Below are 18558 nucleotides of genomic sequence, written 5' to 3'. Positions count from 1 at the left end.
GTGACGTGATGCTAGTCAGCCTGGTGCGGTCACGCGTCTTGGCGGACGCCTATGGACAGACCGTTGGTCACGATAAGACCCTTTTGATGAATTGCTGCGTGCGGGGCTCTCTGGGATTGCCCAAAACTTCGTCAGGCGTGCCCTGCTCGACAACCATTCCGTCGGCCATGAACACGATCCGGTCCGCGACGCGCCGAGCGAAGCCCATCTCGTGGGTAACGACCAGCATCGTCCGGCCATCCCTGGCAAGATCGGTCATGACATCCAATACTTCGCCGACGAGCTCGGGGTCCAGGGCAGAAGTCGGTTCGTCGAAAAGTAGAAACAACGGTTTCATGGCCACAGCACGGGCAATGGCTACCCGTTGTCGCTGTCCACCGGAAAGCTGGGAAGGATAGTGGTTGATCTTATCTCCCAGCCCGACACGCTCTAGAAGAGCCACCGCTTCCTCTCGCACAGAGGCGGCTTTCCGCTTTTGTACCTGGATGGGCCCCTCCATCACGTTCTGCAGAGCGGTGAAATGGGGGAACAAGTTGAAGTGCTGGAATACCATCGCTGTTCTGGCACGCTGGGCTGAGAGGTGTCGTTCCGACAATTCGTAGAGCTTGCTCCTGTCATGGCGGAAGCCCACCGGGTCGCCGCCCACCCAAATTTCCCCCGAGTCAGGTACCTCCAGCCGATTAAGTGTTCGCAGGAATGTGGATTTTCCGGCGCCCGAAGGCCCAATGAGACAGACCACCTCTCCGGGACGCACATTCAGCGACACGTCCTTGAGAACCTGGTGATGTCCGTAGAATTTGTTGACGCGCACCGCTTCCAGGACAGGTTCCTGGACTATGGTCCCGGCGTTTTCCGCAGTCATGGTGTTCTCCTGAGGGCTTGTCATTTCTTCGTCCTGACGAACGGTGGCGAGAAGATAGTCGACGACAGACTCCGGCTAGTGGCCGGGCGCTTGGCAGGAATGCCCCGCTTACGGCCGCGCTTGTCAAAGGCTTTTTCCAAATATCTCTGCCCAACGCTGGCGACGGTAACCAACACCATGTACCAGATAGCGGACGCGATCAGTGTCTCCATCACTTGGAGGTTGAACGATGAGATGTTATTCGACGCCTTGACCAGTTCCAGGAAGCCGATCACCGATGCAAGAGAGGTGCTCTTGAGCAGATCGATGAAGTTGTTGCCTGTCGGAGGGATGATGACGGGCATGGCTTGCGGCAACACGATGCGGAAGGTGCGTTGCATGGGAGTCTGCCCGATGGACTGGGCCGCCTCGATTTGACCGGGGTCTACGCTCTTTAGCCCGGCGCGGACAACCTCTGCCATGTAACCGCCCTGGCTTAGGGCCAGTCCAAGGAAAGCGGCAAAAAATGCAGTCATCACGTCATTGGTATCGGCGCTGAAAAGACTGAGGTCGGTGCCAGGAATTCCGAAGACAAGCTTGGGGAAAACCAGCGCGAGGTTGTACCAGAGCAGTATCTGCACCAGGAGGGGCAGTCCGCGAAACAGCCAGACGTAGAAGACAGCGAATGCATTTGCCACGGGATTATGCGACACCCGCATCAGCGCAATGATGACTCCTACGACAATGGCTGCGGCCATGGATACGACGGCCAGGATGATCGTGTTAATCAGACCGGCCCGCACGACCGGGTGGAGCAGGTACCCGGGAATGGCCGCGTAGTCGATGTTCCCTTCGGCAGCGCCCCACACGAGAGCCAGCAGCGAGGCAATGATGAGCCCGCCGACCACCCAGCGCCCCCAGTGCTTAAGTCTTACCTGGGGGAGCAGCTCACGGGTCTCACGTGCTTGGGGGGATTGCACTCGCACCTCAGGCGCCGCCATTGATGGTCGCTTCCTTGATGGCGCCGTGATCGGTGCCCCAGGCCTCAAGAATCTTGCCGTAGGTGCCGTCGGCAACCAGGGCGTTCAATGCCTCAGAGATGACATCCCGAAGTGCGGGATTCCCCTTGTTAATACCAATCCCGTAGGGTGCGCCTTGAATAACTGGGATATCAACGACCTCGAAGGCCTTTCCGTTATCAATGGTGCGCTCCAGGTATATGGCCGTGGGAAGATCCTGAAGAAGGACGTCGATCCGGCCCGTACGGAGCTGATTCTGGTTCGTCGTGTCACTGTCGGTAACGAACATGGCGACGGCTTCTTTGCCCGCCTCTACGCACTTCTTGCTTTGCGCTTCAGCCCATTGCTGATTGATCGTTCCCGTTGTCGTTGCGACGGTTTTGCCGCAGAGATCGTCCGGGCTTGATATGCCCGCAGGGTTGCCTTTCTGGATCACCAGGGCGATCCCGGACATGAGGTAGTCGACGAAATCGACTGTTTTCTGTCGTTCTGCGTTGTCGTTCATCGCAGCCATCGTGGCTTCGACACGACCGCTTTGCAGGCTCGTGATGAGGGCGGCGAAGTCCATGTTCTGGTAGTCAACTTCCAGGCCCAGCTTCTTGCCTACCGCGAGCATGAGGTCGTTATCGTTACCGATTACGGTCTTGCCGTCTTGTGCGAGGAACATGCTGGGTGGGAAGTAGAGGTATGTGCCAACTGTCAGCTTGCCGTCCTTGGCGATGTCAGCGGGGACCTTGTTTGCCAGTGCGGTGTCCTTTTGAATACCTCCGATGATGGCGGAATTGTCTGGAATCGCCACGACAGCTTCGCCGGTGGAGGCCGTGTCTGCGTTGCTGGGGCTGCTGCATCCGGCCAGACCGAGCGCTGCTGCTACGGCCAGTACAGAGGCCCTGGTAAATGTGGTTCGCATATGGTGCTCCATTTCACGTTAAAGGTTGACGGGGGCCAGCCGGTTGGGCGGTTGGGATGTCGCCTGTGCTGTGTCGCCGGCACGCGAAGCAAGTACCGGCAGCCATCTAGCGGCCGCCCGGTTCAGCAACCAATGACGATTGATTTACACTATTGGTTGAGAATGAACCGGATTGATTAGGAGCATAGATGAGCTGCATCACAACATCAAGACTTTTTGTGAAAAAACCAGACACGTTCTCTCCACAAAGAGTTGATTCTGTGGCGAGTCGATGTTGATCGCATATGATTGAGACAAATTGGTTGACTTCTCGCCAAGTGGAAGGGGGAGATGCAAGTGTCACAAGGACTGATTGGCACACGAGGCAGTCGGTATGTCGTGGAGCACTTGGAGGAACTGATCCGGTCCCAGAACCTGCAGGCGGGGGACCGGCTTCCTACCGAACGGGCCCTCGAACAGTCCCTGTCCTGCAGTAGGACTGAAATTCGCCGCGCCCTTTCGCAGCTCGAAATTGACGGCCGCGTGATCCGCCATGTGGGAAGGGGCACATTTGTGGCGCCTTCGCGGACGCCGTCAGTTGACGCCGTTACCGTCAACGCCAGCCCCGCCGAACTCATGGCCACCCGTATGCTCTTGGAACCTCGTGTCGCGGCGATGGCTGCATTGACGGCGACGCAGGCAGATTTCGATGAGATGGAGCGATGTCTGGCGGGCGGGGACGGCGCCGACGTGCACGAGGAGTTCGAGGCGTGGGACGTGGCATTGCATCGCAGCTTCGCTGTTGCTACCCACAATGGCGTGATTTTGGCCATGGTGGACATTCTGCATTCATCAAGAAATGATCCGTCCTGGGGTGGACTCAAGCGACGCACGTTCAACTTGGCTCGTTGCGAGGGATATCGCGGGGAGCACCGGCGGATCGTGGAGGCCCTGCAAGAGCGGGACGCCGAGCGGGCCGAACAAGCCATGCGTCAACATCTTGAGTCGGTTCGCAACACGATTCTGGGATGACGGCAGGACCGGTTTCGTTGTGCGGACCAAGGGTTTAGCGAACCCAGGGCCCGGCGCCGAATGCTTTCTGAGGCGCAGTTGGGCGAGGTGATCGAAGGTCTACCTGCGACGATCAGCAGGTTTTGACCGCTCACAGCAGGCTTTGGGCACAGATTCCGTGTTGGTAGCGGTCGAGTGGTGTCAGTCTGGGCTGACGCGTGGCGCTGCCACCGATGGCCCATGTCAAGGGATGAGTGCTGCGATCAATCATGGCCGGCTCCCAAGCCGGGCGGAGACAGGCGATCCGGAAGCACACCAATTCAGGCGCACTGCCTCTGTCATCGGATGCCGCTGTCGCCAGAACTAGGCGAATGCTCCAGAGGCGGCAGATAACCGCCTAGCCACAAATGTATGGCTCAAACAACGGGCGGAGCCTGGAGGACGCTCCAGGCTCCGTGGGAGACCCTGCACTACCGCGAACCACACATGGTGGTTGGTTGTCAGGAACCCCCGCTTTGATTACAGCTTTGGGATCTGCAGGGGGCAGCGATTCTGGCTATCGGCGGGGAACCCTTGGACAGCCTCGGCAACCTCGGGGTTCGTCAGGCGGTACCAGACCTGTCCGGACTCGGGTACTTGACGAACAAGTCCCTGTTTGACCAGGACGGCGAGCTGCTTTTCAACGGTTTCTGCCGGGACTTCCAGTCCCGCGGCGATGTCTTGGGAATATCCCGGCGCTTCACTGAGCATCCTCAGTAGTGTTGCGCGGAGACCATTTTTCATGGCGTGGCAAAGCCGGGTATCGACGGGGTTCGCCAGCCGGCACGGAGAAAGGGAGGTGTTGATAGTCAATGTCTTCTCCTCTTTGGACGATTTTGTTGATGTACTGATGTGTTCCGCGAACATCTTTGGAGGCGGATTCTCAACTGACGGTTCAATCCGGTACGGGCGGTCCTCGTACGGCTCTGCCCGTCTTGTCGGTGAGGTTTAGGGGTGTGATGGTAGCGGCCGGGGTTGGGCCGTCGATGCGTGCCGGGCATCGAACGGCCCAACCCCGGCCTTCCTCAGCTGGTGCTCTGTGTGCTGAGGCTTGCTGTAGTCAGCTGATGGGCGGTCTGGTCACTCGCCCACTGCTGCTGCGGCAAGTTTTTCAAACTTACGGATGTCGTTGAGCACGTCGCGGCGTCGTTCGCCCGTCCAGTCAAGCTGTGTCTTGGGGATTTCGGCACCCTGGTGGACCCGCTCGTAGGTGATGAGGTCCCATCCGTACTCGTTGGGAAGGTAGTCGTTGCGAATGAAAGTGCTGCGGACATCATCGGGGAAGGACTGGACTTCTCCGTTCAGAATCACAACTTCGACCTTGCCCGGCTGGTAGAGAACGCGGATGTCCTTCAGCGGATCGCCGTTGACAATAATGATGTCGGCGAGCTTTCCTTCAGCAATGACGCCCAGGTCGTCCGGCAGGCGCATGGCGTTCGCGCCGTGCTTTGTACCGGCCTGGATTGCTTCGAGCGCGCTCATGCCGGTGTACATCATCAGCAGCTCGAGTTCCTTCGCGTGCCACTGACCATAGGGGACGAGGGCGAAGCCGCTGTCGGTACCCATTGCGAACTTCACACCGGCTTTATAAGCCCGATGCAGGGAGTCCATGGTGGCCTCGTTCATCCGCTTGGTGGCTTCGACGATGTTGTGCCGGGCGCGTGCCTCCTTCGCGAACTCGACCACGTGGTGCATCAGCAGTTGAGTCGGTGCCAGGGGGATCTGGCTCTTGGCGAGGTTTTCGATGGTGGCATCGGACATGTGGTTGCCGTGCATGATGTGATCGAAACCGGCGTTAACGGCAGCGTTCATCTCGCCATCGCCGCGGGCGTGAATGGTGATCTGGAGGCCGAGCTGGTGGGCAAGGTCGGCGCACATCTTCAGTTCATCATCGGTAAACGCCTGGTAGTCACCGAAGGGGGAGTCCGCGAGCTTGATCAGGTCCACGCCGCCCTTTTTCTGGCGACGGATCTCATCGATCATCTCGTCCTTGGTGTTGGTCAGCCGACCCGTGCTGGACTCGGGAACCCCCGTGGAGTCAGGGAACCAGTCAGTCAAACCGTTGCTGGTCGTCAAATAGCGGCCGGCGGTGGTCATCCGGGGACCATGCACGATGCCCTGTTTGATGCCTTCCCGAAGTCCCACGCCGATGAAGTAACTGCCGCCAGGCTGGGAAATGCTCGTTACTCCGGCCGCCAGGACCTTTTCGACGTTGACTGCAGCGATCAGCGTGCGCAGCTCCGGGGGAGTGTACATACTGATCTCTTCTTCGGTCCGGGCCAGCCCGTAAGTCATATGACAGTGGATATCGATCAGGCCTGGCATCACCGTCTTGCCCTTAGCATCGATAACCTGCAGGTCCGATCCGCGCGGGACGTCATTTTCGATGTTCACGCCACCGACCTTGACGATTCGCGCGTCACGAACCAGCACATCGCAGTTCTCCATGGGAGGAGTCAGGTCACCGTCAATCACGGTGCCGTTCTTGATGAGCAAATACTTTGACATTTAGTTGCCTCCTAAGGCTACTTGGCCTCGCGCTTTACGGGCCGGTTGGCTGTTCCAAAAAGCTTCGATGATCGCCGCAAACTCGGCGGGGTTCTCGAAGTAGGGTGCGTGGCCACAGTCCTGCATCACGCGGAGCTCAGCTTCGGGAAGGGCGTCGCGGCTTCGGTATCCCATCGATAAAGGTGTCCAGCTGTCCTTCTCGCCCCACACCAGCAGAACGTTCAGGTCAGGCCTCACGTCCAGCAGCCGTTCCGTTTGGAGGTCGGCGACTGAGTCCTCGTTTAGCGCCTGGGCGGCTTTATGCAAGGCCTGGCGCGCGCCGGCAGAGGAATTGATCTGGGATTCCTCGCGTACCCACGCGTCCACGATCTGATCTGGTGAAGACACAAGGAACGTAAGCTTTGCGCGTACGGCCTCGGGACTGCCGTCGGACACTTTCTCCGGAGGCACCATCGAGTCGGTATCCATTGGCACGATGCCCATCGTCCCGATCAATACAAGGTCGGCCACCAAGTCGGGCCGGTTGCACGCCAACGTCGCACCAACCTGCCCGCCCAGGGATGTTCCCAGGACAGTAACACCGCGCAGGTCCAGTGCTTCCAGCACGCCTTCAAGGAATCGGGCGAAATCCCTCGGGCGGTATCCAAAATCCTCTGGCTTGGAGGCGAGTCCGTGTCCGGGAAGGTCCACGGCGATGATTCGGAAACCGGATGCCGCAAGGGCGGGCATCGCTGGCACGAATCGATCTGCACGGGAACCGACACCGTGGATACAAACGAGTACGCGGTCCCCGGAGCCGGACTCCACGACGCGGGTCGTGATGTCCCCAACGGTTACCGGGTAACTGATGGCAGTATCTCTGCCCTGCTGGAAATAAGCGCCCGTCAAGGTTTCACGCTTCTGTTCCGCATTTATGCTCCTCAAGACGTCAACACGCCGATCTTGGCGAGGCCTAGATTGATCAAACCAATAGGGATCAATAAGCCGATTTTTGTTCTTTTTGGTTCTATTGGTTCACATATTCAAGTTGAGGCGTGGCTCACAGTCAAGAGGCGTCGCAGATATTTCTTGAAAACTAAGGGATCTTGGCCGTCTGTTCATGTACTTGAATATTCAAGTAAACGAACCATGATGCTCTTATGTTCTTATGTTCAACACCCGTCTTCTTGCCTCGATCTGGGTTTCCTGATGGGCCAGGAGCGTCAGCAGACAGGCGATGTTGGCGGCGTTGATACGCCCGCACGGGGCCTTACGGTCTACGAAAGATGCGCGACGTGCAGGGCGCCAGGATTCACCCACGGGTTGCTTCGCTCGCTAGGTTCCCCAACATCGCCTCCTCATGATGAGAGGACCTTTTCCCTGCCGACAATGTGGGGTGAGAGGGGAAGGAATACGCTTACGCGGCAGATGTTTCGCCCGGTCCGGCTGGGAGTGTGCGGGCGGAGCCCCCTTTACTTTCCCTGGCGGCGTCAAGCAGCTGGCTACTGGGCGACGTCATTTCCAAGGCCTGCCGGTCTTAGGCTGGTGCTGTAAGCCGATAGGAAACCGCTTCTGACTTGGTGGTTCTCCACAGAAGTGGAAGCCAAGCATGTCGCTTAACGGATGCAGCCGTGGCACCTGAAGGGAAGCCTCAAGTGCCACGGCTGGATCTTTTTCCTTGATATGTCCGGGTCCGGACCTGTCTTCGCCAGACAACATTGTTTGGCGGAGCGTTGTTACCTAATGTCTTTTGAGATCCAGCCTGTACCTCATGCATTCAAGGCAACGACCGGAGGGCCGCCTCGGAGGAAACCGACCCGTAGCTTCGGAAATCTTGTTCCGCCCTCCTGGCGGTGGTGGAAGCCTTAACGGCCGACTGGTTGATGCTGCCTCTTATTCGCCCGGTTGCGCCGGAGGGACCATTGTTGGCCTGACAGCGCAGACTTTAAGGCCGGCGAGACTCTGCGCCCGCTGCGGCCAGGAATGCGCCATTGTTCTCGGCACAGCTTGCGCAGATTGGTTTCAGGTTGTTGGCGGGATTGCGATCGATTTCGATCGCAAGGTATCGCCGTGTGCACGTCTCACACCGGACCCTGTCCTCCCAAGGGTCCTCGACTTCCTCGCGGGGGTCCCAGGGGCGCTCCACATCGCGTCGGGGGAAGACCAACAGAAGCAGCTTGTAGCTGATCAGCGCTATCACCAGGACAGCCGGTACTGCCCACGTCGCACCAAATGCCCCTGTGAACGTCAACAGCAGGATGCCCGTAGCAGAGGAGATGACCCAGGCGAGGACTGCCGCCGGGGAAAATACGGGGATGCGGCCAGGCCGGCTTTCGGCGAAGGCGTCATTCAAACCGGCACGGCGTGAATCGATGATGTGCACACAGGCGATAGCGATCCATCCGGCAACGACTACCGTTTGGTAGTTCAATGCTGTGAGTACATAGCTGATCACGTCCGTCAGCATCAGAGCCAGGCACACCGCGCCGACAACAAATCCCCAAAAGGAACGGGGCAATCTTAGTCCGAGTGTGCCGCGGAAGAAGCTCTGCAGGTTCAGTGATGACACGTAGAAGTTTGTGGTTTGGATGCGGCTCTGAGTTGCCCAGACAAGCAGTACCCCGAGGAAGCCCATCAGGGAAACTATGCCGAGCACCGCGGCCGTATTCGACGGCGGCCCACTGAGCTGAATTGTGCTGAGCAGGTAAAGCCCGATCAAGGCATTTACGACGAAGGTAACCAGCCATGTTGGGAGACCAAACGTTCCAAACGCGTGAAACTTGGAATCTTCCACGCGGCCCATCCGGGCAAAGTCCCATAGGTACGTAATGAAGATGAGTTGGCTGAGGTATCCGCCAAACGCCAGGACCCAGCCCGGTCCGGCGGCTGTATCACCAGCGCCTGCAGGGGTGTAGGTGAGCCAGTCGGGGTTGTAACCAAATGCGGTAGTAGCCCAGACGACAGCAACAATCATCCCAATGATGTAGACCGGGAGCAGGGCGCCGTTAAACCGGTCCAGCCACGCGCGGACTCCGCCCAACGCCAGGACGACTCCCATGGCAGCGGTAATGACGTACCAAACTTCAATGCTCAGACCGCTGAAAAATGCATGGAAGACGACTGCAATGACGGATGCCTCGAAGGCGGTGTAATAGATGCAGGTCACGGCTACAATCAGGCCGATGAGCAGACCCACGCGACGTCCCATCAGCTGCCGGCTGTACATGGTGAGGGACATGCCCGAACGAGTCGCGTACGGAGAGACAATGGCAGCAGCGACAGCTATAACAACGGCTGCCAAGACCATCCCGATCAAAGTATTGGCCACACCCACTTCAAGAGCGAGTGTCACCGGGAAAACCAGCCAGAACATGGCACTGATAATCGATAGCCACGCCATCGACAACGACAGCCGCGAGCTGCGCCAGCTCTTGGGGACGATATGACCTGCGTAATCATCGGTCTTCGCTGTGGCGACCACTTCTGGGTCGTCGGTTCGTGACCTGTCAAGCACCGGCAAGTCAGTATTGTTGATCATGCTGCCTCGAATCCTTTTTGAATCAATCGTGATCAATATGCCCAATTGGGTGTGATTGATCACACTAGGTGTATATTGGGTGCGCGTCAATACTTTGCGCTCGGCCTCCAAGACCGTTGGAGTACCCGCGCTATAGACGTGTCAGCAGGAAGGCAGGGGTGGTATTCATCATCTCCACCGCGCATTCCAACCGAATCCAATCGGCCCGCGAGAAGGTGCTCCACCTGAAGTTTGAAGCGTTCCTGATCGTTCGCACCGGAAGCCCCGACCTTTTGAAGGGCTGCCCGCTTAAGGGTTGGGATCCACCCGAGGGGCCATCCAACCTCTAAGGACCAGTAACCGCTCGCCTACGATGAAAGGTAGGAAATTCTCTTGAGACTGCCTGACCTCACGCCGGGTGTGCGCGAAGGGTCAGATGCCCTTCTAGTCCAGGATGCAATGATTACGTCTCCGAAGGTCCTTCCGGTGGACGCGCGGGTCGCCGCAGTTCGTAACTTTTTTACGGATGATCATGTTCATCTAGCTCTGTTGGTTGATGCAGAAGGATGCCTCATTACAACTCTGGAACGGTCTGATATTCCCATTTCGGTCCCTGGCGACAGCAGGGCAGAGGGTTTTGGTGTGATCGCGGGCAGAACGGTGGAACCGGAGCTCCTCCTTGAACGGGTAACCACCGCCCTGGTCGAGGCAGGCAAACGTCGCCTCGTGGTTGTGGACAATAGCGACAAAGTAATTGGTCTCCTATGTCTTAAGCGTTCCGGGAAAGGCTACTGCAGCGACGCGGGGGTCGATGCACGCTCAATGGACCAAGGAGCAGAACGGTGTGGGAAGCGATCCGCCAACGACATGTCAGAGGTGCAGGACAACTTTCTGTCGGAGGAATTGTGCGCCGCTTCTCAGACCACATGCTTGAGTGAAGGGCGGCAAGTCGGCTGTATCCCTTGACGGCCAGTATGAACGCTTAGGGGAAGGCTAGGTCTTGGGATGCAATACAAACTTTCTATTCGGGGATGGCACCTACAATATCCTCGAAAACCTGCCCATCCCGTTGCACGATCACCCAGCCCAACTATCGGAGCCCGGTAATCAGCTGACTTCCTCCGCACCAATTGAATATCCCTGTTCATGGCTGAGCCGGCCATCTAACATCGAGCCATGACTGTGAGGCTCGATGACGATGGTGCTGCGTTTTCCGATACGGATTGCTTCAGATGCGAGTTTCCAGGGCCGCACTGGGCAGGACGTCTTGGGGGTAGCAGTAGGTTCGCATGTCGTCGATGCTTCGCCATTTTTACCGACCCCACGAGCCTCCCGGAGCCGGATCGTACGGGTCCCGGCACGGGGGTCGGGTAACGGTCCCAAACAGGTTTTGCTGGTTTTGGACTGTTGTTACGAAAGCCGTCATATAGCGCGTTAAAACGAGTTCCGGCCCTCCGCTGCGCCGCTGGCCTGGGATGGCGGACAAAAGCGATAGGGCGAGTCTCTTGGCAGGCTACGGCCGTGTAAACGAAGCCGCAGGCGCCGGCCCCCTGGCGTGTTGTGTCGGGGGTGAGAAAACGCCACATGACAGGTGAGCCGAGTTATCTCATCTACTTCTACTCGTCCCACTTTAATGCCGATAATTGATCATCCGTAAAGCTAGAGGATCCCTACGGCGGAACGTTGGAAACACTATTACCCCTTCACGCCAACACGGTTGTAAGCGGTTCTAGGCAATCGCGGGTGGTGGCCGGTGGGTGTTAGTAACATTTACTTGGCAAAGGACGAGATTAGGTTCAGCGATGCGGTTGGTGTGTACCCCCTATTTCACGAGTTCAACCTCTGATGACAGAGTGTCGGTGTGTTTGATCGTCTGTCGCCATCTGAGGATGCGCCTCTGATCACTGAACTCAATTACTAGTAGCTGACCGAAGTCTGCCTTAGCGGCGACTGCTTGACCAGTGAGGTCTTCTGAATGAATATGAGGCTTGGCCGCGATGGTGTAGTTCGGTTGTGTAGCTGCCGGCAAAAACTCAATTTTGGCGATCGGCAAGAAGCGATGAGCCGATTGGTAGACCTTGACGTCAGCCGCTGGCCATGCCGACAGATTTTTTATTTCCAGCTTGACCTTATTGCTAGCGCCCTCACTACCAGGATTCACATGTTCTTTGATGACGTAAGCAGTCAGTTCCGGCTGCATGGCCAGCCCCAGTGCCTCAGTCGCCCGTTGGGCCGTCTCATCGCTCTTTCTTGCCGCCTTAAATGCCGCGAGGGCAGCTGCCGCACTTGCTATCGCGGAAAGCAAGCCCAGGCCTGCGCCATACACTGACCCCATGGCCGATGCCGCACCAGCTGTCGCTGTTTCCTGCAGTCTTGGCCACAGAAAATCGGTGGCGCTGATTGCCCCCAAAATCAAAAGTCCGACAACAACTACGGTGCCGGTCATCCAGTACAGCATCCTCATGCAACATCCCAACCCTGAGCGTTTCCGCAACATATCTCATTCTGAAATTTGAGTACATCCTATTTGGGATCCCGCCGAACGGCTGCTGCCGCCTATCGGATCCAAGTAAGCGTATTCATGCGGCGGCTGGCGGCTGGCGGCGAATCGTGCTCGATGCTGCCACCGGCTACGTCGACCAACAACCCCACGGTGGTGCCACACGTCCAGGAACCGTGGAGGTCCTCGCTATTGGGACCGCCAAGCGTGGACTGGACACTTAGAGCCGGCCATGACGGGTAGCGGCGATGCCGCCGGCTGGCTCATCTGGGTCGGAACATTCGGCGGCAACAGCAGCCGGCAATCTGATCAGTCCCTTAACCTAGGTGGAGCAGTCTACGGTGACCGCAGGCGAAGGGAGTCGACTGAGTGGAAAAGAATCTATGTAAGAAATGCAATGAGGTCCTTGAAGACCAGACAGCTAGACGCTGTGAAGAATGTAAAACCAGAAAAAGACGTAAAGTCAGAACAGTGAGCCTTGCAATTACTGCAGCCCTAGCGGCCACCGTAGCAGCTGCTATCGCAGCCGCCAGGCCTAACGGAGATAAAAGCCGCGACGAAGACCCTAGCCCTTTCGGCTCTGATAGCAGCAGAGCCGATGAAATGGGCATCTCACTCTCAGATTATCGAAAATTGAGTGAGGCCATCGATGGCGGAAAGATTTCCCATGGATGGGCAAATGCCCACACGGAAGCCATAAGAGACGGCTGGCTCACGGCCGGCGAAGTAATCTACTTCGGTTCCGGCACAGACGACGATGATTGATCAGGTCGCTCCTCTCGCGTCCCATACTAACCATGAGCTTCTGTCGTTGCCACACACCGTTCAGACTGAACTAAAAAGTCGAGGCATCATTCGCACCAGCGACGTCGTTGGTGGAGTCGGTGAACACATCTCCCAGAGAATGTATGGAGGTGCTCTTTCGCCGGTTGGCACTCGGGCCTATGATCTCATCGATGCGGCCGGGCGGCGGGTCCAAGTCAAAACTCGTACTGCGAACCGCAGCGAGGGACAGCTCAAAATTACCTTCAAAACGCTAGACGGCTTTGACACCTGCCTGATGCTCCTGCTGGCTCCGGACACGCTTAAGCCGTTGTTGGCCAGGGAAGTGTGCCACATGGACTTGGCGGAGATGAAGGCGGTTAAAAAGGATCTCTTTGTGAGAGATTTCCGGTTTATCGGCATCGATGTCCTGGGCCGGGCTTACGCGGCCTGGGAGGCTCTTGGCAGCAGTATCTGATCGAAGACCAGCAGACCGCTTGTTAAGTGCATCCAGCCGTCAGATTCGTTGGAGGATCTTAGTCGGGGGATTTTATGTTCCGATCAGGCAACGGACCTCAAATAGCAGGATGTCATTGACGCCAGCTTCTTCCATAGCGACGATCACGTCAGGTGAGATCTCGATCGAATTGGCGTTCAAGTCAATGCTGACATGCCGCCTAAAGGACTCGGATACGAGGTGAGCAAGTTCGAAGGACATCCCGTTCCGGAGCAGGCAGATCAAGAACCGATCGCTTGTGCCGTACTTGAGCTTTAGATAGAAGTCTTCATCAACAAGCTTTAGCGCGAAGAGGATCTCCAGATACTTGGCCAGCGTGTAGTCGAGGAAGTCCATCTCGGCTTTGATTCGCACGATCGCCAGATTCACTAGGGCGGAACGGGACTTCGCAGAGCGGCTCACATAGGCGGCGGCATGTTCGAACTGCGAGCTTTTTACTTCACCCCACTTCGAACCTACAAAGATCAGGTCGTCATTTTGCCGCCTCCAGTGGTTCAAATACCGACCGATCATGAGCTTCAGTGGGGCGCCGTCGGCTCTCCAGGTGAGGAACATGCTGTAGAAGTTTCGGGCTGCCGCAACGTCATGTAGGCGAACAAGGTCGTCGGTACCTCTGTTCAGCTCAACGCCGTGTAGGAATACATCTCTAATGAGCGCGATCAACTCATCGGAGTTTGTCGCCAGGGATCCCTCACGTTCGTCGACCCTGTCTTGCATCAGCCGCTCGTAGCGGAACACATCGAAATCATGTACGCCATGAAGAAAGCACAGCTTGCCCACTTCGGTAAGCGCAAGCCGCACTTCGTCCAGTCCTGACGCGCCGCGTTCAATATTCTCCAGACGCTCAAGTGCCTCAATGCGTGTCTGCTCCGCTGGTCCCTCTTCAAGTAGGGGATTCTCGACAGGATCGGAAGCGGGCTTTGCCGGATCTGCCACGTCACTTAGCCATTTGACCGGGTTCCACGTTGAAGGAGCATAGGAACTCTTGACAACGTACACATTTGGCAGAAGGAGAGACAGCCGTGGGCGTTGACTGGAGAATATTTGGCTGAAGCGCGCCACGCGCCCGACTAAGTTACGAAAGGAGGAGCGCGGAAGGTACCCACCGCCCTTGCCTGGCGTCATCAGCACCATGGCGTCTGCAGGGGTGTTTACCCCTTCCAAAAGAGTCGAGGTAGTGACGAGGTAGCGGCGCTGCGTTGTGTGATCTTCACGAAATAGGTTCTCGACGTACTGTCTTAACACGTCGGGTATCTGGCCGTGGTGAAAGAGAACACCGCTTCGGATCACATCGATAAGTATGTAGTCTGCGTCGATAAGGTCGGCTATCGCCGCGATCGCCCTTTCGGCACGGGGAGATAGTTCAGCGTCGCCAATCTCCGCTGCTAGACGCATCGCCATATCCTGGGCGTCACGAGGCTTATTGAGGTAAACGATGGTGCGTTCGCCAGCGAAACGCATGACTGCCAGGGCGTCATCCTTTGGCAGCGTTTCGCTCGTCTCGAACGTCCGCCCTAGAAACTGATCGAAAACCCGAATAGGCCCGCCGATTTCAGCGGCACGGAACAATTCAACTTTGACGTGCTCGCTGACGGTCCTGGAGCGCACATCGTCGTCCCTGCCGTTGACGTGGCGGAGGCTGTCGGGGTTTTCGAGGAAGGGGGTGTAGTAGGCAATGTGCAACTCCTCATTGCGTTGATGAGCGATAAGGATCACCTGTGACAACTCGAGCGATCGCGCGTCGTCCGTAAGGACATTCTGAGCCTCATCCACGAGGAGATGGTCAATCCGAAGTTCTGGATAGTCAACGAACAATCGGTGAAGTCGCTCCTGGGTTAACACCGCGATGAAGGAAGCTTCGCCGCTGTAAGCTTCTGGGTGCGTTATGACTCGCGTCGACACGTCCCGCTGGCTCATGACTCGCATGAGGTCCGCTTTTGTTTGAGCAATAAGCGCTTTTGAGGGCACGATGATACAAACCGCTCCGGGCAGGGATGCGAGAGATCGGTCTATAAGCATTTCCGACTTACCGTAGGATGTCGGCGCAATGATGGCAGCACGAGGGTGGGAATTGTTAAATGACTGCAGTGCGAGTTGCTCGCGAGTCCGGGTTACTTGACCATGCCCGACAAAGTTCACGCCGTGGGCAGCACTCAGAACCGCCTGCAAGGAGTCTTCTGCGAACGCATCGGGGTGGGCGGCCCGAATCGCGGCCAGGACCGGCATTATCTCGCGGTTGTCCGCGATGTCGATTAAGGGCTCGAAGTCCGAGGTGTCAAGAGAGTATTGCAGCACAATGCGGTAGCCAAGCTTCTCTACGGTCGCATCGCCCAACTGCATGAAGACAACCGCGAACGAGAGAAGTTCCTGATATTCCTCGCCCGTCAGTGCCTGGGAGAGAGCAAGTTTCTCGTACAGGTGTAAAAAGCGCGACCCCTCTAGATTCTGCCGGTGTCTCAACTTGCGCACGGTTACATCCATGGTCATTAGGCTGCTGCTTCCTTAAGCGATTCGCGGAGTACCCCAACGAGATCCTCCAAGTCAGACTGTTGGATGAGGAGGAGGCGCAGTTCATCGAAGCGACCCCGCCCTGTAACACTCTGGATAAGTTCTTCACCGGTTCCGGCGCCGATCTCATTGAGGTTGAAGGGGTGCAGAACCACTGCACACAACAGGGCCTTGACTTTGGTCGCCGACCCCTTATCCAAGCTCATGAAGTCGGCACGCAGAAGCTTCTTCACACTGGAAGCATGGTCCGTCTGCAGCGCGGCATCAGCGTCCAGAATCGCTGCATCCCACCGCTTTTTGCGGACGTCGGACGTGAACATGTCGTGTAGACCGTTTTCGGCAATGTTGATGAGATCTCGGACCTTGCTATCAGCCGTCTGAGAAGCATTTACACGACCAGACTTCACTTCTCCATACCAGAGGCCCCCATCGTGGTGATCGCGGAACGTCAAGTCGAAGCCCTTCTTGACATTGCGCTCTTCCTTGTTGAGGTAGACGCAGGCGCTCACGAGCCGATCATGTCCCTGAGGCAGCAACAGATGGACGATAAGTTCGCCAGCGAGGCCAAGCTTCGATTTGTCGGACTTGGAATCGTACAGCTTGAAAAACTCATCAACCGTAAGGTCGAAGGAATAATAGTCCGGATCTTCGCCGGCCTGGACGCGGCCGTAACAGTATTCAACGAGACGAGACTTCAGTGCTTGTTTGATTTCATCGGAAACGGTCTCGAGGATCAGAATACTCGCGTCCGCAACTGCAACAACCCTTACGCCATCCACGTAGGAGCCCCCGAACTCATCACGCTAGTGCTACCCCTTGCTTCTTAGCCCAAAAAGCCGTCGACGCTCGCGCGAAGGTTGTTAGCGATACGCCAGATCGGCTTGTGTAGTTCCGCGCGCTGCGCTCCCTTGGTGCTTCCGGCCATGGTGGTGTCTGTACTCCTTGCGCATGCGCGCCTACGATCCCATGTGGGTTGAACTCTCAACTTAGCAGCGCACGGACAAATCTTGGCAGACTTGGTCTCTTTATCCCGTGAACTCATCCGTGAGGGCTTGAGACGCCAATAAGCAGAGGGAAGCGTTCCGCTCAGTGAGGGCGAATCGAGGGCGCCGGAGTCACTGCTCAGAGCGGGATTCCTGGGTGTCCCAGCGATTCCGGGCTCCTTGGCGTGTGATTCCGTAAGCTCTGCCGATTTTGTCCCAGGAAAGGCCGTCGGGACGGGCGGTGGCTACGGCTTCGTCGAGCTGGGTATCGATCTTCTTGTGTTGATCGCCCAAGGTGCTGATGGTGTGGAGGTGAAGGTCGGGGGCCACGTGGGGGTGCCTTACGTTCCGGAACGACGGCTCAAGATCCTCCCGGTCGCCGCTTCGCCATAATCCGAGTTTTTAAAAGCATCTCTTGGACATCTAAGGCACGTTAATCAACGCCCTGAGAGCGTGCTGCCCACTTATACGGGGCTATTGCAGCGCAATGGGCGAAATTCGAGGGCGCCCGACAGACTATGCCACGTGCCGTAGTGAGTGGATGCCAGCAGCGTCCGAGACGGCTTTGCTCGCAGGTATGCAGTGCACATCTGCGCGCGAGGACGGCTGGCGCGCCCGGTTCAAGTATATCGGGCCCAGCAGCCGCAGGCGTCTTGCTCGGCCTCACCATGCTGCAAGGAGTCCCGTCTGCGGGAGCAGGTACGTCGTCATTCGTCATTGCTGGGCGACTTGGCATCCCATCGCTTCCGTGCTCCTTGCCGGGTGACCCCGTACGCTCTACCGATTCTGTCCCAGGAGATACCTTCTGCGCGGGCAGCAGCTACGGCTTGGTCGAGCTGGGCTTCGATCTTCTTCAGTTCTCCACCGAGGGTGCTGATGGTGTGGAGGTAAAGCTCAGGGGCTAGGTGCTGCCGCCATCGCTCAATGAACAGCGGTTCCAGATCTTCCCGGTCACTGACGTATTCCGGGTCATCGCTGGAGGGATCCCCGGCGTAGATGCGTCCGCCGGCAAAGTCCTCTTCAGCGGGATCCCACACCCTCGTCCATAGAGGGTCGAGGATGACGTGTTTGGTGAACGGCTCGCAGCTGCACGCGACTTTCCAGCCAACCACCTGCGACGGCGGCCGCCAGGCCACAGCGTTGGGATCGTCGTCGTTCTCCCAGACCGCCTTGCCGTCGGGAGTCATCAGGCTGATCTGCATGTGCTTGCCACCGGAGCCGTACATGCCGTCGGCGAAGACGCACACGACGTAGCCTTCATGGTCGCTGCCCTCGGTGAACCAGCCCATCGTGTTGCCCTTCATCGGCCTCCGGTTGTTACAGTGACAGTATGCCTGATGGCAAAATTGGTTGCCAAGATGGATTCTGCTGACAACTTAGGTTTACATAATATCCGTTATCGGCAGTTAAGTGAGACGAGTAGAAGTAGATGAGATAACTCGTCCAAAGCTGTCATGCAGCGTTTTCCCATGTCAGGGATCGGTT

15 protein-coding genes are annotated in these 18558 nt (G+C 57.4%); 3 read left to right on the top strand and 12 right to left on the bottom strand.

Annotated features, from left to right (window positions below; translation table 11 throughout):
- Positions 1-67: 67 nt before the first annotated feature.
- Genes ACSVIE_RS20180 through ACSVIE_RS20170 form a run of 3 tightly spaced genes read right to left on the bottom strand, consistent with a single transcriptional unit; the run spans position 68 to position 2770 of the window.
- Positions 68-862, bottom strand: a complete 795-nt coding sequence (locus ACSVIE_RS20180) for an amino acid ABC transporter ATP-binding protein (RefSeq protein WP_442425025.1) — start codon at positions 860-862, stop codon at positions 68-70.
- 20 nt (positions 863-882) lie between these two features.
- Positions 883-1842 carry an amino acid ABC transporter permease gene (locus ACSVIE_RS20175; protein ID WP_442425024.1) on the bottom strand — a complete coding sequence of 320 codons (960 nt, stop codon included), beginning with the start codon at positions 1840-1842 and terminating at the stop codon, positions 883-885.
- Positions 1829-2770, bottom strand: coding sequence for an ABC transporter substrate-binding protein (locus tag ACSVIE_RS20170; RefSeq protein ID WP_442425023.1), 942 nt, complete (start codon positions 2768-2770; stop codon positions 1829-1831). Before ACSVIE_RS20170 ends, ACSVIE_RS20175 begins: the two co-directional genes overlap by 14 nt.
- A gap of 387 nt (positions 2771-3157) precedes the next feature.
- On the opposite strand from ACSVIE_RS20170, the gene ACSVIE_RS20165 reads away from it, so the two are divergent.
- Entirely contained in the window at positions 3158-3781 is a 624-nt protein-coding gene (locus ACSVIE_RS20165; RefSeq protein ID WP_442425022.1) for a FadR/GntR family transcriptional regulator, read from the top strand.
- Positions 3782-4279: 498 nt separating this feature from the next.
- On the opposite strand, the gene ACSVIE_RS20160 is transcribed toward ACSVIE_RS20165, so the two are convergent.
- From ACSVIE_RS20160 to ACSVIE_RS20140, 5 genes are all read right to left on the bottom strand, one after another.
- Positions 4280-4666: an ArsR/SmtB family transcription factor gene (locus ACSVIE_RS20160; protein ID WP_442425021.1), complete on the bottom strand. Its 387-nt coding sequence runs from the start codon at positions 4664-4666 to the stop codon at positions 4280-4282.
- A 213-nt stretch (positions 4667-4879) separates the two neighbouring features.
- Positions 4880-6307 (bottom strand): amidohydrolase family protein, encoded by a 1428-nt coding sequence (locus ACSVIE_RS20155; RefSeq protein WP_442425020.1) that lies wholly within the window; start codon positions 6305-6307, stop codon positions 4880-4882.
- On the bottom strand, positions 6308-7195 hold the full coding sequence (locus ACSVIE_RS20150) for an alpha/beta fold hydrolase (protein WP_442425019.1): 888 nt from the start codon (positions 7193-7195) through the stop codon (positions 6308-6310).
- A 1036-nt stretch (positions 7196-8231) separates the two neighbouring features.
- The gene (locus tag ACSVIE_RS20145) at positions 8232-9887 is read right to left on the bottom strand and encodes a purine-cytosine permease family protein (protein ID WP_442425018.1); all 1656 of its coding nucleotides are present in this window, start codon (positions 9885-9887) and stop codon (positions 8232-8234) included.
- Between the two features lie 1738 nt (positions 9888-11625).
- Positions 11626-12249, bottom strand: coding sequence for a hypothetical protein (locus tag ACSVIE_RS20140; RefSeq protein ID WP_442425017.1), 624 nt, complete (start codon positions 12247-12249; stop codon positions 11626-11628).
- Between the two features lie 423 nt (positions 12250-12672).
- Between ACSVIE_RS20140 and ACSVIE_RS20135 the strand changes: the two genes are divergently transcribed.
- Positions 12673-13068 carry a hypothetical protein gene (locus ACSVIE_RS20135; RefSeq protein ID WP_442425016.1) on the top strand — a complete coding sequence of 132 codons (396 nt, stop codon included), beginning with the start codon at positions 12673-12675 and terminating at the stop codon, positions 13066-13068.
- Positions 13061-13543 (top strand): DUF6998 domain-containing protein, encoded by a 483-nt coding sequence (locus tag ACSVIE_RS20130; protein ID WP_442425015.1) that lies wholly within the window; start codon positions 13061-13063, stop codon positions 13541-13543. The genes ACSVIE_RS20135 and ACSVIE_RS20130 overlap by 8 nt, the downstream gene beginning before the upstream one ends.
- A gap of 72 nt (positions 13544-13615) precedes the next feature.
- Here ACSVIE_RS20130 and ACSVIE_RS20125 read toward each other — a convergent pair whose 3' ends face one another.
- The 4 genes from ACSVIE_RS20125 to ACSVIE_RS20110 all read right to left on the bottom strand — a co-directional run bounded on the left by ACSVIE_RS20125 (position 13616) and on the right by ACSVIE_RS20110 (position 18377).
- Complete coding sequence (locus ACSVIE_RS20125; RefSeq protein WP_442425014.1) at positions 13616-16069, bottom strand: DEAD/DEAH box helicase; 2454 nt, start codon at positions 16067-16069, stop codon at positions 13616-13618.
- On the bottom strand, positions 16069-16869 hold the full coding sequence (locus ACSVIE_RS20120) for a hypothetical protein (RefSeq protein ID WP_442425013.1): 801 nt from the start codon (positions 16867-16869) through the stop codon (positions 16069-16071). Before ACSVIE_RS20120 ends, ACSVIE_RS20125 begins: the two co-directional genes overlap by 1 nt.
- A 336-nt stretch (positions 16870-17205) precedes the next feature.
- The gene (locus ACSVIE_RS20115) at positions 17206-17403 is read right to left on the bottom strand and encodes a hypothetical protein (protein ID WP_442425012.1); all 198 of its coding nucleotides are present in this window, start codon (positions 17401-17403) and stop codon (positions 17206-17208) included.
- 377 nt (positions 17404-17780) lie between these two features.
- On the bottom strand, positions 17781-18377 hold the full coding sequence (locus ACSVIE_RS20110; protein ID WP_442425011.1) for a hypothetical protein: 597 nt from the start codon (positions 18375-18377) through the stop codon (positions 17781-17783).
- Between the last annotated feature and the right edge of the window lie 181 nt (positions 18378-18558).

Source organism: Paenarthrobacter sp. NCHU4564, from assembly GCF_052156435.1.
Lineage (GTDB): Bacteria > Actinomycetota > Actinomycetes > Actinomycetales > Micrococcaceae > Arthrobacter.
This window is presented reverse-complemented; position numbering and strand designations above follow the sequence as displayed.

Bases quoted from the DNA above. Each gene is read 5' to 3' on its own strand.
- ACSVIE_RS20130 (WP_442425015.1), top strand. From the start codon at position 13,061: ATGATTGATCAGGTCGCTCCTCTCGCGTCCCATACTAACCATGAGCTT.
- ACSVIE_RS20140 (WP_442425017.1), bottom strand. From the start codon at position 12,249: ATGACCGGCACCGTAGTTGTTGTCGGACTTTTGATTTTGGGGGCAATC.
- ACSVIE_RS20110 (WP_442425011.1), bottom strand. From the start codon at position 18,377: ATGAAGGGCAACACGATGGGCTGGTTCACCGAGGGCAGCGACCATGAA.
- ACSVIE_RS20160 (WP_442425021.1), bottom strand. From the start codon at position 4,666: ATGTTCGCGGAACACATCAGTACATCAACAAAATCGTCCAAAGAGGAG.
- ACSVIE_RS20180 (WP_442425025.1), bottom strand. From the start codon at position 862: ATGACTGCGGAAAACGCCGGGACCATAGTCCAGGAACCTGTCCTGGAA.
- ACSVIE_RS20155 (WP_442425020.1), bottom strand. From the start codon at position 6,307: ATGTCAAAGTATTTGCTCATCAAGAACGGCACCGTGATTGACGGTGAC.
- ACSVIE_RS20170 (WP_442425023.1), bottom strand. From the start codon at position 2,770: ATGCGAACCACATTTACCAGGGCCTCTGTACTGGCCGTAGCAGCAGCG.
- ACSVIE_RS20175 (WP_442425024.1), bottom strand. From the start codon at position 1,842: ATGGCGGCGCCTGAGGTGCGAGTGCAATCCCCCCAAGCACGTGAGACC.
- ACSVIE_RS20125 (WP_442425014.1), bottom strand. From the start codon at position 16,069: ATGACCATGGATGTAACCGTGCGCAAGTTGAGACACCGGCAGAATCTA.